This window comes from Halorhodospira abdelmalekii (genome assembly GCF_016583625.1).
In the GTDB taxonomy this organism is placed as follows: Bacteria; Pseudomonadota; Gammaproteobacteria; order Nitrococcales; family Halorhodospiraceae; genus Halorhodospira; species Halorhodospira abdelmalekii.
Window position 1 is genome coordinate 11,778 of sequence record NZ_NRRN01000006.1, and the last position, 14,731, is coordinate 26,508.

Below are 14,731 nucleotides of genomic sequence, written 5' to 3' on the forward strand. Positions count from 1 at the left end.
CGTTGACAGGCAAACCTGAACGCCCTATCATGCTGCACGGCAGCATCGGATAGGCATCAAAGAGCCAGAGGAAGCGGTAGGCTTCCTCCGAAAGCGCGCCCCAGGCCCATCGTCCACCGCTGGGCCGGATGTAGGTCGGGGATGTCGTGATGCCGATCACGGATGCAGGTTGTTATAGGTTTTGTGACCGATCTCCTCCTGGCGGCGTCTCCCTACTCTGGGGAGACCACTCGTCGCCAAGCTTAGCCCCCTCTCATGGGAGGGGGTTCTTTTTTTGTGGATATCCACCCGTCCTGCGTCTGCGGCCCGGTAGCACCACGTCACCTGTAGGCCCATCCTCAAGAGCCCGTCTTCTGCTGCAACACGGCCACAATCGGGGTCGATTGGCCTGAACCGGTCAGTCCGACACCCGCTGCGCCCAGAGGAAGGCGCATTGTCCCTATCTGTACGACATTATGCAAGAGTGGAATAAGCTAGGGATTCGTGATGCACAGGTGGTGGGGCGGATTAAGGACCGGTGGCGAGCCAGGCCAGCACCTCCGGGAGCAGTTCACGGTGGGCGCGGCGACTGATAAAGACGCCCAAATGTCCTCCTGCAAAGGCGATCTCGCGGTAGTGCGGGGTGCCGATGTGGTCTCTCAGCGCTTGCGCGGCGGCGGCCGGCACGAGGTGATCATGAGCTGCGTAGATGTTCAGCGTGGGGGCGCGGACCTGGTCCAGTGTGAGCGGCTCGCCGCAGAGTTCTAGGGTGCCGTTCAGCAGCCCATTGCGCTGGTAGAAGTCGCGCGCAAACTGCGTAAAGGCCGCCCGCGGTTGACGCGGACTGTCGTACATCCAGCGCTCTAAGCGCATGAAGTCTTCAAGTGCCTGTGGCTGCTCGGCGAGCTCCGGAAAGTCGAGATAGCGCTGCGAGAGCAAGCGGTAGGGCTTGAGTGCGACAAAGAAGGCGTTGAGCCAGTGGGCGCTGATGTTGCCGAGGCGTTCGCCGATGCGCTCAAAGTCGAGTCCCTGTGCCAGCTGGCTGAGCCGGTCCTCGGGGGTGGCGAAATCGACCGGGGTGACGAGCAACACGAGACGCTTGAGTAGGTTTGGCCGGAGGGCGGCCAGGCAGAGTGCGAAGGTTCCGCCCTGACAGATACCGAGAAGATGGGGTTTCTGACCGTCATGGCGATCGGCGATCGTCACGGCGGCCGCCGCGAGGCCGCCGTCGATATGCTCATCGAGGCTGATAAACCGGTCGGCGCCTTGCGGTTCGCGCCAATCGAGCAGATAGACCGGGTGCCCGGCAGCGCGCAGCCGGCGAATCCAGGAGCGCTCCGCGGTCAGATCGAGAATAAAGGGGCGGTTGACCAGCGAGTAGACAATCAGCACCGGGGGGCGTTCTTGCCGTTGTGGGGAAGGCGCGGTCTCCTCGCTTGGGGGGGCGGCGGAATCTTTACCCTGCCAATCGCCGCCCGGATAGTAGCCGAGCAGCTCGGCCCGCCGGCCGATCGGCAACCGCACATCGACCGGAGTGACCCCGGCGGTGGGCGCCGGGAGGCGTTCGGCTGCCTCCAGGGCGCGGGCTAGGCGCTGCTGCCAGTCGCCGATCTCTCCCTGTGCCCGCAGCGGATCGATGGGCGGATCCATCATGGTTTGTTGCGGCCCTTCGCGCCCGGGTGGTGCGCGTAGAGCCGGCGCAGTTCGGTTAGGTCGGCGCGCAGCTCCGCGACCTCTCGCTGTAGTCGCGCCACTTCGGCGGAGAGCGCAGCGGTGCGATCGCGCTCCTGCAGTGGCTGCTCACGTTCGAGCCGATCGAGCCGGCGTTGCGTATCGAGGAAGTCGCTGCGATTGGGCAGATCGAGGGCCTGTAAGTGGCGATCCAGTCCCTCCTGGTAGCCGGCGATCAGCTCCGTAGTGGCCGCCATCAGCTCGCTAAAGGCGCGACTCCAGCGCGGGTCGGCCAGTAGCTCTTCGTAGGCCTGTTCGCTCTCTTCGAGCCAGAGCTGATAGAGTGCTCGCAGGCTCTCTGGGCGTGCGCGCTGGTCCGCGGCCGCTTCGCCCGGTGGCGGCTCACTGCGTCCGGTGTCGACCGTCCCTGATGCCTCTGATGCCTCCCGTTGTGCGCCCGCTGATTCCGGCCCGCTGGTGGCAGGCCCGCTGGTGGCTGACCCTGTCGTGGCCCCTGTCGTGGCGGTATCAGCGGCTGCCGGGGGGGTGGGATGCAGGCGCTGTTGCAGCCGCTCGACTCCCTTGCAGGCGCTTTCGTGAAGCAGTTCCAGGCAGTGCAGCTGGGCCTGCAGGCAGCGCTGCGCGGCGGCGGCGCACTCGACGCCGCGTTGCTGCTCGGTCTGCAGCGGGCCGAAGCGGGCGAGGGTGCGCAGTGGCTCCCACTCCAGAGGCAGCGTCCACGGCCACGACGGATGGTCGCCGGGCTCGCGCGCGAGCGCCGTCGCGGCCCGTTGGGCCTGGGCAAAGAGGGTATCGAGTCGTTCTTGCAGGCGAGTGCACGCCTCGGCGATAGCCGCGCTACGCTCCGCTGCCGCCGCCTGTGTACCGTCGTCGGCCGCAGGAGGCGTTGCTAACGCTTGCCAAAGCTCGCTGAGCGCCTGCATGGCGTCGATCTGTTCGAGCCACAGGGTGCTGAAAGACTCTCCTCTCTCCATGGGCTCTCTTTATCGTCTCTACTGCCGGGTGCTCTCGGCAGTCGGCCGTAAGCGGTGCGCAGAGTATGCTGTAGTAAACGACCAGCTTAGCGTGCGCTGTGCTCCTGCTGCCAGCGCTCGCGTAGGGCCTCGGCTTGGGCGCGGCGGTAGCGATTGTCGTCTGCGTAGCGGATGGCGTTATCGAGCTGGGCTAGTGCCAGCCGGGTGTCGCCGCGTAGATAGTGGAAGCGCGCGTAGGCGATGTAGCCCTCGGCCTCGCGGCCGCTCGCGTGCGCAGCCTCAGCGTAGAGGCGCAGCAGGGGGGCCAGGCTTGGATCGTCGCTGCGGCCGAAGTGGGTAAGCAGCCGCCGAGCCTCCTCGGCGCGATCGAGGTGCAGCAGGGTCTGCGCCTGGCGCTGGAGTGCAGCGCGGCTATCGGGGTAGAGTGCGCGGGCCTGGGCGTAGGCCTCCAAGGCCGTCTCGGGGCGTTCGGCGGCGCGCAAGATCTCGCCACGGGCTAGTAGCACAAAGAGTCGTTCGCCGTCGATTGCACTGAGGGTGTCGAGGAGGGCGAGAGCCTGGGCATACGCTTGCTCCTCCTGAGCGAGGGCCAAGGCCAAGCCGTAGATGGCGCCGCTGCGCTCGCCCGGGGTGCGGGCGCGGCGCAGCTGCTCATCCATGTGGGCCACTGCGCTGGTGCGCCCCCGTTCGTGGCTCTGAACCGCCAGACGGGCGCGGATAAAGGGGTGGTGGCCGCTCTCGATGACTTCGCCGCCGGCAAGGCGCTGGGCGAGGTTCTGGCTCTCGGTGATACGCCGCTGTGTCAATGGGTGGGTCTGTAGGTACTCGGGCGGCTGTTCGGCGTAGCGGCTCGCCTCGGCCAGGCGCCGGAAGAACGACGGCATGCCGTGCGGGTCGAGGTTGGCGGCGGCTAGATTGCGCAGCCCCGTGCGATCGGCCTCTAGTTCGTGCTCGCGCGAGTAACGCAGCTGCTCCTGCAGCGGTGCGGCCATTCCGGCCATCGCCGCGGCCGTTCCCGCCTGTGGATCGTGCGCCCCGATCACGATCGCCGCGAGTATGGCCGCGGCGCTCTGCAGCGTATGGCGCTGCGCCTGGGCCAGCTGCCGGGCGATGTGGCGTTCGGTGACGTGGGCGATCTCGTGGGCGATGACGGCGGCGAGTTCGCTTTCGGAGGTGGTCTCGCGAATCAGCCCGCGGTGGATGCCGATGTAGCCGCCGGGTAGAGCGAATGCGTTGATGTTTTCATCTTCGACGACGAAAAAGTAGAAGTCGTAATCGGGGGCGTGGCTGTGGGCGACCAGTCGCTGCCCGAGGTCGTTGATGTACTGCTCGATCTCTGGGTCTTCGAGCAGCGGCAAGTGGCGCCGTAGTTGCGCCATGATATCGGAGCCGAGCTGGCGCTCCTTATGCACCGGCAGCGCCTCGCCGCCCGGTGCGCCGAGTTGCGGCAGCCGCAGCTCCTCGGCGGTCGCAGCCGGGGCGAGGCTGAGTAGCAGCATGGCGAAGACGGCTCCCTGCAGCGATGGCCGAAAGCGGTGCAGCATGGCAACCTCTTGCGAAACGGTTATGATAACGCTGTATCATCGCAGCCCACACACCGGAGGGCCACCCGTTGGAGCTGATCCGCAACTGGTTGAAGCGTACATTCGACGATCCGCAGATTGTGGCGTTCAGCGTCCTGCTGCTGGTTGGGTTGTTTGCGCTGATGGCCCTGGGCGGGATGCTGGCACCGGTGATCGCCGCCCTGGTGATCGCCTATCTGCTGGAGGGGCTGGTGCGCTTCTTCGAGCGAGTAGGGGTGCCGCGGTTGCTCGCAGTCACCGTCGTGATCCTCTTCTTGACGACCTTCCTGGTGTTGGTGCTCTTCGCCCTGGTGCCGTTGCTCTATCGGCAGGTGGCGCAGCTGGTCGATCAACTCCCGGCGATCCTGACCCAGGGCCAGATGTTGGTGCTGCAACTGCCCGAGCGCTATCCGCAGCTCTTCTCCGAGTCGCAGGTGCGCGAGATGCTCGATGCGGCGCGCCGCGAGATCACCGACTGGGGGCAGCGGGCAGTCACCTCGGTAACGGTTCAGTCGCTGCTGGTGCTGGGCACACTGATCATCTACGCGATCCTCGTGCCCTTTCTCGTCTTCTTCTTCCTCAAAGATAAAGACAAGCTGCTCCGGTGGGTGACCAATCATCTGCCGCGCCATCGGGCGTTGGCTTCTGAGGTGTGGGGCGAAGTCGATCTGCAGATCGGCAACTACGTGCGCGGCAAGTTTATCGAGATCTTGATCGTGTGGCTGGTGACCTACATCACCTTCTCCTTGCTTGGGCTGCAGTTCGCTATGCTCTTGGCGGTGGCAACGGGCCTCTCGGTCATCATCCCCTATCTCGGGGCCTTTGCCGTGACCCTGCCGGTGACGCTGATTGCCTACTTCCAGTTCGGTATCTCCGATCAGTTTTTCTATGTCGTCGTTGCCTATTTGATCATTCAGGCCCTTGATGGCAACGTTCTAGTGCCGCTGCTCTTTTCTGAGGTGGTCGACCTTCATCCGGTGGCGATCATCAGTTCGATCCTCGTCTTCGGCGGGTTGTGGGGGTTTTGGGGGGTCTTTTTCGCGATTCCGCTGGCGACCTTTGTTCAGGCGATCATCAAGGCGTGGGTGCGGCGACGACCGCCGCCCGATGAAGGGGTGGGGGAGGCCGAGGTGGCCCGTTAGCTAGCAGCGGCCAGCGGCGAGTCGAGTCGCAGCGGCGTTATCAGAGCACGGCCGAGGCGTAGTCGGCCAAGCGCGAACGCTCGCCCCGCTGCAAGGTGACGTGGCCGCTGTGTGGCCATCCTTTCAGGCGATCGACGACGTAGGTCAGTCCGGAGGTCGCCTCGGTCAAGTAAGGGGTGTCGATCTGCCCGATGTTGCCGAGGCAGACGACCTTGGTGCCGGGGCCGGCCCGCGTAATGAGCGTCTTCATCTGCTTGGCGGTGAGGTTCTGCGCCTCATCCAGAATGACGAACTTCTCAAGAAAGGTGCGCCCGCGCATAAAACTCAGCGAGCGGATGCGCACCCGCGTATGCAGCAGATCGGCGCTCGCAGCGCGGCCCCAATCGCCGGCGCTGCCCGCCCCGCCAGGACCGTTCGGGGCGGCGAGCACCTCTAAGTTGTCCATGAGGGCGCCCATCCACGGCGTCATCTTCTCCTCTTCGGTGCCGGGTAGGTAGCCGATCTCCTCGCCGATGGCGACGGTGGCGCGGGTGGCGATGACCTCGCGGTAGCGCGGCGCATCGAGGGTCTGGCTGAGTCCGGCGGCCAAGGCCAAGAGGGTCTTGCCGGTGCCGGCGCTGCCAAGGAGAGTGACCAGGTCGATCTCCGGATCCATGAGCAGGTGCAGGGCGAAGTTCTGCTCGCGATTGCGTGCCCGCACCCCCCAGACCGTAGCGGCCGAGCGAAAGTCGCGAACCGGTGCCAGTTCGGCGTAGCCAGCAGCCCGGTCGATGGCCGTGACGATCCCTTCGTAGTGGGTCTCACCCTCGTCGCTGCGGTAGAGGCACTGGTTGCGCCGCCACGCCGCATCGGGCGGGAGCGGCAGGCGGAAGGAACCGGCAGCGAGCGCCTCTGCTTGGCGCCAAGTGGCAGCGGGGATTGGGTCGATACCGGTCGGTAACAGATCGATATCGTCGATAACGCGATCGCTCTCATAGTCCTCGGCGGCGATGCCGCTGACCTGGGCGCGGATGCGCAGATTGATATCCTTGGAGACGAGGATCGGTTCGTGGCCTGGGAGGCGGCGCTGCAGCGTATCGACGGCGGCGAGAATGGCGCTGTCGCCGCGGCCGCCGCTGCTCATCTCGAAAAAGAGCAAGCCGGCCGGCTCGCCAGGCGGGCTGGCCGTGCCTGTGTCGCTGCTGGAGTTGCCACCACTGGAGTGGCCGTTCGTCTCAGCGCTGCTTGAGCCGTTGCCCGCGTCTTTACCCGAGTCGTGGTTTGAGATGCCGCCCGCCCCGATGGGAACGCCAGCGTGTAGTTGATCCGGGGCGTAGCCGGTGAGCATGGCGTCGAGGAAACGACTCGTTTGCCGGGCGTTGCGGGCGACCTCGGAGAGCCCCTCCTTGGCCGCATCGAGCTCTTCGAGCACCGCTGCCGGCAGGCAGACGTCGTGCTCCTTGAAACGGAACAGGGCGGTCGGGTCGTGGACGAGGACCGAGGTGTCCAGGATGTAGATGCGGCGGCGATTGGCTGCGCGCGATCGGTGTGGCACGATTCGGTCCACTCCCCCTTTATTGGGCCTACTTGGCCGGCTCCATCATCGAATCGAGATTGAGCTGATCGCAAAAGCCCATGAACTCCTCGCGCAGGGTCGCGATGTGGATGCCCGCCGGGACGTCGATGGCCAGATGGACCGAGAACATCGGTGTACCGGTATGGGCTGCGGCGTAGCTGGAGGTGTTAAGCTCGCGGATATTGATCTCGCGGCTGGCAAAGAAGTTGGCCAGCTCAGCAACGATTCCTGGGTGATCGAGGGCAACCACTTCGACGGTGTAGGGCAGCAGCTGCTCCTTTTTGGCGCCCGGTTCGGTGCGCTTGATGTGCACCTCCAGGCCGAGCCGTTTGGTGCAGTTGGGCAGGCTCGATTCGAGCTTGGCCAGCTCGTTCCAGCGGCCCGAGACCATGAGCAAGATGGCAAATTCGCCGCCGAGGACGATCATGCGGCTGTCCTCGATATTGCTGCCGGTCTCTGTGATGGCGCTGGCCAGTTCGTGGACGATACCGGGCCGATCGGCGCCAAGAGCGGTGATGACCATCAAATTTTGCATGAGGTTGTCGGCTATTGCGATGGGTTTGAACGAAGCAGTGTAACACGGCGCAGTGTACCACGATTGGACGCGTGTTCAGGCTGCCGGCTCGACTGCCGCAGAGGAGGCCGTCGGCAGGGGGCGCCGCCGGGTGGCGGTATCTAGCTTGGCGCCGACGGTGTGGCTAGGTACCATACTACCCAGGGTCCTAATTTAGGGTCAGGTGCGGCAGGAGAGAACGGAGGTGCCGATGTTCCGCGGCAGTATGGTGGCGATGGTTACGCCGATGCAGGCACAGGATGGGGTGCGCGATCCGGTCGATGAAGAGGGGCTGGCGCGCCTGGTCGACTACCACGTCGAGCACGGCACCGATGCCATCGTCGCCGTCGGTACGACGGGCGAGTCGGCAACGCTCAACTACGCCGAGCATGAGCGCGTAATCCGCATCGTCGTCGAGGCAGCAGCTGGCCGTATCCCCGTAATTGGCGGCACCGGAGCGAACTCGACGTGGGAGGCGATTGAGCTGACCCGCAGCGCTCACAAGAGCGGCTGCGACGGCGCCCTCCTGGTCGTCCCCTACTACAATAAGCCGACGCAGCAGGGTCTGATTGAACACTTCAGCGCTATTGCCGAGGCCGTTCCGATCCCGCAGATCCTCTACAACGTGCCGGGCCGCACCGGCTGCGATATGCTCCCCGAGACCGTCGCGCGTTTGGCCGAGTTGCCCAATATCGTCGGCATCAAGGAGGCGCAGGGGACCGTTGAACGCGCCCGCGAGCTCGTCGAGCGCTGTGGCGATCTCATCGATGTCTTCTCCGGCGACGACTTTAATGCCCTAGCGACGATGCAGGCCGGCGGCAAGGGGGTGATCTCGGTCAGCGCCAACGTCGTCCCACGCCAGATGCACGAGCTTTGTGCCGCTGCACTTGCCGGTGACTACGAGCAGGCGAGCGCGATCAATGCACAGCTTTCGGCGCTTCATCAAGCGCTCTTTAGTGAGTCGAACCCGATTCCGGTCAAGTGGGCAGCTGAACAGCTCGGCCTGATCGGCCCCGGGATTCGCTTGCCGCTGACACGCTTGGCAGTGGAGCATCAGGAGCGCGTACGGGCGGCCTTGACGCAGGCGGGCGCACGGTGAGAGGGGTGAGTGAGGGCACGGTGTGCTGTAGGGGGTGCCATGGGTGAGCAGCCGCAGCTGAGCGGGTCTAGAGTGGGGTGCTGTGGCCGTGATGCTGCCGCTGGGCGGTTGGCGACGCCGCTGCTGTTGCTGGCTGTCGTGGTATGTGCGCTGCTGTTAAGTGCTTGCGGCAAGCAGCCGTTAGCCCGCGAGGAGGCGGAGTATCCGGAGTCGCTGCTGGTCCCGCCCGATCTGCTCGGTGAACAGGAGGCCGCGGAGCGATCGCGGCGGGAGCGTGATGCCGCCGAGCGTGAGGCAGGGGAGGAGGCCGAGTTGCCGGTCGCCGTCGAGGAGACGGTGCCGAGTCGCCTGCAGCATGTCGATGGACGCCCCGAGTTGCATCTTGCCACGTCCCTTAATCAAGCGTGGCGCGAAATCGGTACGGCGCTCGATCGGCTCGATTTTACCCTCCTTGGACGGCAGCGTGACGAACTGCGCTACGAGATCCGGTACGCCCCGCGCGCCGATGAAGAGGTCGAGCAGCCGGGCTGGTTTGCCCGCCTCTTCCGTGGGGCTGAGCGCATTGAGACCGCTCCGCAGCGCTATCGTATTGAGTTGACGCAGGAGCCGCGTGCGGTGGTCGTGCAGGTGCGCGACGAGGCGGGCGAGGCGGCCTCGCCGGCGATCGCCGAGCGCCTGCTGACGCTGCTCGATCGGCAACTGCCGTACTGACCGAGACCCAGCTGAGGCCCCAACTGGGACCCAGCTGGGACCCAGCTGAGACCGAGCAAGAGGCAGGCGGCACGACGCCTAGAGAGAGGGCGCGGCGCGCCGCCTCGCCGCGCACCCACCCGCACCGATACGACGCGAGTCCCCAATGACAGAGCCCATCTTATGGATCCCCGGCCGCCGTGCCTTCTCCCCCTTTCGCATGTACAAACTCAGCGGCGAGCTATTCGACATCTGCCCCGCGGTCCGCACCATTGATGCCCAGTTCCTGCACTTCGTCGCCTTGGATCGGGCGTTGACCGACTCCGAGCAGCAGCGCCTCACCGCACTGCTCGACTACGGCCCCGACTATCCGCTGCCGAGCGGTTTTGAAGAGGACTTTGTTGCTGCCGCCGAGCTCTCGCAGGGGGAGCAGGGGAAAGGCCAAGCAGCTGCCCTTCGGGGTGACCCAACGAGGACGAGTGATTGGGCGAACGACTGGGAGGGTGAACTGCTCGGCGGCGTATCCGGTGGCACTGAGGTCTGGGTGGTCCCGCGACCGGGTACGGTGACACCGTGGTCGAGTAAGGCGACCGATATCGCCCATAACTGCGGCCTCACAGCAGTGGCGCGCATTGAGCGTGGGATCCACTATCGGCTGCTGTTCGACTGCGGCGAGACCGAGGAGTCCTTGGCCAGGGCGGAGTTGGAGGCGATTTACGCGGCGCTCTACGATCCGCTCATTGAAATCCCGCTGCGTGAGCCGCAGCAAGCGGAAGCCCTCTTTGCCGCGCGCACGCCGGCACCGCTGCGGGTGATCGATCTGCTCGGCGGTGGCCGACAGGCGCTGCTCGATGCCGACCGCGAGCTGGGCTTGGCCTTAGCTGCCGATGAGATCGACTATCTAGTGGCGAGCTATCAGGCCCTTGGACGCAATCCGCACGACATTGAGTTGATGATGTTCGCGCAGGCGAACTCCGAGCACTGCCGCCATAAGATCTTCAACGCCGAGTGGATCATTGATGGGGAGAAGCAGCCGCGCTCCCTCTTTGCCATGATTCGGCACAGCTACGAGTCGCGTCCCGACGGCGTGCTTTCGGCCTACAGCGACAACGCCGCCGTGGTGGCCGGTCACTCGGTAGAGCGGCTGCTGATCGATCGCGATCGGGTCTATCGCGAACAGAGCGAACCGGCCCACCTGGTTATGAAGGTCGAGACGCACAACCATCCGACGGCGATTGAGCCCTTCGCCGGCGCGGCGACCGGCGCCGGTGGCGAGATCCGCGATGAGGCGGCGACCGGGCGCGGGGCGCGCTCGAAGGCCGGGCTGACCGGTTTTACCGTCTCTAATCTGCGCATTCCCGACTTCGAGCAGCCGTGGGAGGGTCCAGAGCGACGCCCGCAGCGCCTCGCCTCGCCGCTGTCGATCATGCTGCAGGGGCCGCTCGGGGCTGCCGGCTATAACAACGAGCTCGGTCGCCCGGCGCTGTGCGGCTACTTCCGGACCTTCGAACTCGAGACCCCGGCGCTGCCGAGCAGCCCCCCCGCGGAGTCGTCGACGCCGCCGCCAGCGGAGCAGCGCCGCGAGCGGCGCGGCTACCATAAACCGATCATGATTGCCGGTGGCATGGGCAATATCCGCGAGGGCCACGTCGCGAAGCAGGCGCTGCCGGTCGGCACCCCCATTATCGTCCTCGGTGGCCCGGCGCTGCTGATCGGATTAGGCGGCGGGGCGGCCTCTTCGGTGGCGAGTGGACGCGGCGATGAGGCGCTCGATCTGGCCTCGGTGCAGCGCGATAACCCCGAGATGCAGCGCCGCGCCCAAGGCGTGATCGATGCCTGTACCGCGTGTGGGGCCGATAATCCGATCCTCTCGATTCACGATGTCGGTGCCGGCGGGCTCTCCAACGCCATCCCCGAGATCCTTGATGATGCCGAGCGCGGCGGGCGCATCGTGTTGCGCACCATTCCGGTCGCCGATCCGGGGATGTCGCCGCTTGAGATTTGGTGCAACGAGTCGCAAGAGCGCTACGTCTTAGCCATCGCCGCCGAGCAGCTTGCTGCCTTCGAGGCCTTCTGTGCCCGCGAGCGCTGCCCCTACGCCGTAGTCGGCCGGACCACCGAGGCGCGTCAGCTTATCGTCGCCGATACGGAGACCGATTGCGGTGCCGATACCGGCGCGGGTACCGAGCGCGGCACTTCCGCCGCGGCGGTGACTGAGAAGAGCGCCGCGTCGGCTGCCGCCGCTCCGAGCGAGGGTGCCGGCAGCACGATCCATCCGGTCGATCTGCCGCTCGAACTGCTCCTCGGCAAACCGCCGAAGATGGTGCGCGACGTGCGCCGCCAGATGCGCCCCGGGGAGCCACTTGCGCTCGCCGGCATCACCCTGGAGGCCGCCTTGGAGCGGGTGCTGAAGCTGCCGGCGGTCGCCTCTAAGGAGTTCCTGATCACCATCGGGGATCGCAGCATCAGCGGTCTGGTGGCGCGCGATCAGATGGTCGGGCCGTGGCAAGTGCCGGTGGCCGACTGCGCCATCACCCTCGGTGATTACCGCGGCTACGCCGGTGAGGCGATGGCCGTCGGCGAGCGCCCCGGCGTGGCGCTGCTCGACGCCCCGGCCTCGGGCCGCCTAGCGGTCGCCGAGGCGCTGACCAATCTGGCCGCCGCCGCGGTCGGGCCGCTGCGCACGGTGAACCTCTCGGCGAACTGGATGGCCGCCTGTGGGCATGAGGGCGAGGATGCCGCGCTCTACGATACCGTCGCCGCCGTCGGTCAGGAGCTGGCACCGGCGCTCGGGGTGGCGATCCCGGTCGGTAAAGATTCGCTCTCGATGCGGGCGGTGTGGCAAGAGCGCGGCGACACCGAATACGCCGTCATCTCGCCGGTCTCACTGGTGGTCTCGGCCTTTGCCCCGGTCGCCGATGCCCGCCGTGCCGTCACCCCGCAGCTGGTGACGGGCGAGGGGGGCGAGGCGGCGGCAAGTGCGACGCCCGAGGCAGCCGCAGCCGCAGCCGCCGAGAGTGTGCTGGTGGCGGTCACGCTCAGCGGCACCCAGCACCGGCTCGGTGCCTCGGCGCTGGCACAGGTCTTTGGTGTGATCGGCGAGCAGCCGGCCGATCTCGATGATCCCGAGGCGCTGCGCTGGGCCTTCGATGCGGTGCAGGGGCTGCTGGCCGAGGGGGGCGCCGTCTGGGCCTACCACGATCGCTCAGATGGTGGTTTGCTGGTGACCCTCTGTGAGATGGCCTTCGCCGGTCGCTGCGGGGTCGAGGTCGATCTGACCCGCTTGCCGGGGGTCTTCGCGGGCGCGACGGCAGACCCGGAGAGCCTACTTGCGGCCGCCTTTAGTGAAGAGCCCGGTTTCCTGATGCAGATGCCGTCTGGTGCCGCCGAGGCGTTTATCGCGCAGTGTGGTGACGAGGCGCCGGCGGCGGTTCGTGCCGTTGCCTTCGGCCACGTGCGCAGCGACGATCGGATCGTCGTGCGGGCCGCTGCCGATGTGCTGCTCGATCGGCCGCGCCGTGAACTGCAGCAGCTCTGGAGCGAGACCAGCTATCGGATGCAGGCGCTGCGCGACGATGAGGAGTGTGCTGCGGAGGCCTTCGCCGCGGTGCCGACGAGTGACGATCTGGGGCTTACGGCGACCTGTGCGACCTTCGATCCGCAGCGCGCGGTCGGCTTCGGCCTTGACGACGACGGCGCCGCCGCCGCTGTCGATGCCGGCACCGACAACGATGCTGTTGGCGGTGGCACTGCAACGGCGACAGCGGGAGCGGCTGGTGCTCCGGCGATTGGCGGACGCGCCCGACCGCGGATCGCCATCCTGCGTGAGCAGGGCATCAACGGCCACCAGGAGATGGCGGCCGCCTTCCACAGCGCCGGTTTCGAGGCGGTCGATCTCCACATGAGCGAGATCATCGCCGGCAGCGACGATCTGAGCGACTATCACGGTTTGGCCGCCTGCGGCGGCTTCTCCTACGGCGATGTCCTCGGTGCCGGTGGCGGCTGGGCGAAGAGCATCCTCTTCAATGAGCGCGCTAGAGAGGCCTTCCAGCGCTTCTTCGAACGGCCGCAGACCTTCTCTCTCGGAGTCTGCAACGGCTGTCAGATGCTCGCTCACCTGCGCGATCTGATCCCTGGGGCGGCGGCGTGGCCGCGCTTTGTGCGCAACCGCTCCGAGCAGTTTGAGGCGCGTTTGGCCCTGGTCGAGGTGCTCGAATCGCCATCGCTCTTCTTTACCGGCATGGCTGGCTCAAGGCTGCCGATTCCGGTCGCCCACGGCGAGGGCCGGGTCGATTTCAGCCTCGGCGATGCCGCTGCGGCCCTGCCGACGTTGCGCTATGTCGACAGTCGCGGGGCGGTGGCCGAGCGCTATCCGGCCAACCCGAACGGCTCCGCCGGCGGGCTGACCGGCTTGACGAGCAGCGATGGACGGGCGACGATCCTCATGCCGCACCCGGAGCGCGCCTTCCGCGCGATACAGACCTCTTGGCTGCCGGCGTCGTGGGGGGAGGCCGGGCCGTGGTTGCAGATGTTCCATAACGCCCGGCGGTGGTTGGCATAAGATTAACGGAGGTCGTGATGGCTGAGTCGAGAGCTCGTGTTCGTACCGTCGTCTTTCCCGTCGGCGGTCTTGGGACCCGCTTCTTGCCGGCGACCAAGGCCAGCCCGAAGGAGATGCTGCCGATCGTCGATCGCCCGCTGATTCAGTACGCCGTCGATGAGGCGGCGGCGGCCGGCGCCGAGTATCTCGTCTTCGTAACCGGGCGGACCAAGCGCGCGATCGGCGATCACTTCGATACCGCGCACGAGCTGGAGTACGAGCTCGAACAGAAGGGCAAGTACGACCTGCTCGAAGTGGTGCAGAACACCGTGCCGCGTGGGCTAAGCTGTATCTATATTCGTCAGGGCAAGGCGCTGGGGTTGGGCCATGCGGTGGCGAGTGCGCGGGCGGCCGTCGGCCGGCGTGAGCCCTTTGGCGTCATCCTCGCCGACGATCTGATCGATACCGGCGAGCGCCCGACGGTACTGGCGCAGATGGCTGAGGTCGCCGCTGCGCGCGGCGGTTCGGTGCTCGGGGTCGAGCGGGTGCCGCAAGAGGAGACCCACAAATACGGCATCGTCGAGGGCGAGTACGTCGCCCCCGGCGTCACTGCCGTCTCGGGCATGGTCGAGAAGCCGGCACCTGAGCACGCCCCATCGAATCTCGCCGTCGTCGGACGCTACATCCTCTCGCGCAATATCTTCGACTACTTAGCCGAGACGCCGCCGGATCACCGCGGCGAGATCCAGCTGACCGATGCCATCGCCGCCATGCTGCGCGATGAGCCGGTCTACGCTTACGAGTACAGCGGTCAGCGCTACGACTGTGGCGATAAGCTCGGTTACCTCAAGGCCGGGGTTGCCTATGGGCTGAAACACCCTGAGTTCGGGCCGGCCTTCGCCGACTATCTGCGCCACACCATGAACACCTCGGGTTAGGATTCGC

Annotated in this window: 10 protein-coding genes; 5 read left to right on the top strand and 5 right to left on the bottom strand. The window is 66.3% G+C overall.

Features of this window, described 5'->3' with window-relative positions:
- Positions 1-507 precede the first annotated feature (507 nt).
- The 3 genes from CKO15_RS02260 to CKO15_RS02270 all read right to left on the bottom strand — a co-directional run bounded on the left by CKO15_RS02260 (position 508) and on the right by CKO15_RS02270 (position 4,189).
- Positions 508-1,632, bottom strand: a complete 1,125-nt coding sequence (locus tag CKO15_RS02260; RefSeq protein ID WP_242464503.1) for an alpha/beta fold hydrolase — start codon at positions 1,630-1,632, stop codon at positions 508-510.
- The gene (locus CKO15_RS02265) at positions 1,629-2,645 is read right to left on the bottom strand and encodes a poly(R)-hydroxyalkanoic acid synthase subunit PhaE (protein ID WP_200192090.1); all 1,017 of its coding nucleotides are present in this window, start codon (positions 2,643-2,645) and stop codon (positions 1,629-1,631) included. The genes CKO15_RS02260 and CKO15_RS02265 overlap by 4 nt, the downstream gene beginning before the upstream one ends.
- An 86-nt stretch (positions 2,646-2,731) precedes the next feature.
- Entirely contained in the window at positions 2,732-4,189 is a 1,458-nt protein-coding gene (locus CKO15_RS02270) for a M48 family metalloprotease (RefSeq protein WP_200192092.1), read from the bottom strand.
- Between the two features lie 68 nt (positions 4,190-4,257).
- On the opposite strand from CKO15_RS02270, the gene CKO15_RS02275 reads away from it, so the two are divergent.
- A complete protein-coding gene (locus tag CKO15_RS02275; protein WP_200192093.1) occupies positions 4,258-5,349 on the top strand; it encodes an AI-2E family transporter in 1,092 nt (363 codons plus the stop codon).
- Between the two features lie 40 nt (positions 5,350-5,389).
- On the opposite strand, the gene CKO15_RS02280 is transcribed toward CKO15_RS02275, so the two are convergent.
- Entirely contained in the window at positions 5,390-6,883 is a 1,494-nt protein-coding gene (locus CKO15_RS02280; RefSeq protein ID WP_200192094.1) for a PhoH family protein, read from the bottom strand.
- 28 nt (positions 6,884-6,911) lie between these two features.
- Complete coding sequence (locus CKO15_RS02285) at positions 6,912-7,439, bottom strand: glycine cleavage system transcriptional repressor (protein WP_200192095.1); 528 nt, start codon at positions 7,437-7,439, stop codon at positions 6,912-6,914.
- 229 nt (positions 7,440-7,668) lie between these two features.
- Between CKO15_RS02285 and dapA the strand changes: the two genes are divergently transcribed.
- The 4 genes from dapA (at position 7,669) to galU (ending at position 14,724) form a co-directional block, all read left to right on the top strand.
- Positions 7,669-8,556 (top strand): 4-hydroxy-tetrahydrodipicolinate synthase, encoded by an 888-nt coding sequence (gene dapA, locus CKO15_RS02290; protein WP_200192096.1) that lies wholly within the window; start codon positions 7,669-7,671, stop codon positions 8,554-8,556.
- A 39-nt stretch (positions 8,557-8,595) separates the two neighbouring features.
- Positions 8,596-9,267 (top strand): outer membrane protein assembly factor BamC, encoded by a 672-nt coding sequence (gene bamC, locus CKO15_RS02295; RefSeq protein ID WP_200192097.1) that lies wholly within the window; start codon positions 8,596-8,598, stop codon positions 9,265-9,267.
- A 145-nt stretch (positions 9,268-9,412) separates the two neighbouring features.
- Entirely contained in the window at positions 9,413-13,807 is a 4,395-nt protein-coding gene (purL, locus tag CKO15_RS02300) for a phosphoribosylformylglycinamidine synthase (RefSeq protein WP_200192098.1), read from the top strand.
- 17 nt (positions 13,808-13,824) lie between these two features.
- Positions 13,825-14,724, top strand: coding sequence for a UTP--glucose-1-phosphate uridylyltransferase GalU (galU, locus tag CKO15_RS02305; RefSeq protein ID WP_200192100.1), 900 nt, complete (start codon positions 13,825-13,827; stop codon positions 14,722-14,724).
- The last annotated feature ends 7 nt before the right edge of the window (positions 14,725-14,731 follow it).

Excerpts from the sequence above, each read along its gene's own strand:
- CKO15_RS02260 (WP_242464503.1), bottom strand. The coding sequence starts at position 1,632 with ATGATGGATCCGCCCATCGATCCGCTGCGGGCACAGGGAGAGATCGGC.
- CKO15_RS02265 (WP_200192090.1), bottom strand. The coding sequence starts at position 2,645 with ATGGAGAGAGGAGAGTCTTTCAGCACCCTGTGGCTCGAACAGATCGAC.
- CKO15_RS02270 (WP_200192092.1), bottom strand. The coding sequence starts at position 4,189 with ATGCTGCACCGCTTTCGGCCATCGCTGCAGGGAGCCGTCTTCGCCATG.
- CKO15_RS02285 (WP_200192095.1), bottom strand. The coding sequence starts at position 7,439 with ATGCAAAATTTGATGGTCATCACCGCTCTTGGCGCCGATCGGCCCGGT.
- dapA (WP_200192096.1), top strand. The coding sequence starts at position 7,669 with ATGTTCCGCGGCAGTATGGTGGCGATGGTTACGCCGATGCAGGCACAG.
- bamC (WP_200192097.1), top strand. The coding sequence starts at position 8,596 with ATGGGTGAGCAGCCGCAGCTGAGCGGGTCTAGAGTGGGGTGCTGTGGC.
- purL (WP_200192098.1), top strand. The coding sequence starts at position 9,413 with ATGACAGAGCCCATCTTATGGATCCCCGGCCGCCGTGCCTTCTCCCCC.
- galU (WP_200192100.1), top strand. The coding sequence starts at position 13,825 with ATGGCTGAGTCGAGAGCTCGTGTTCGTACCGTCGTCTTTCCCGTCGGC.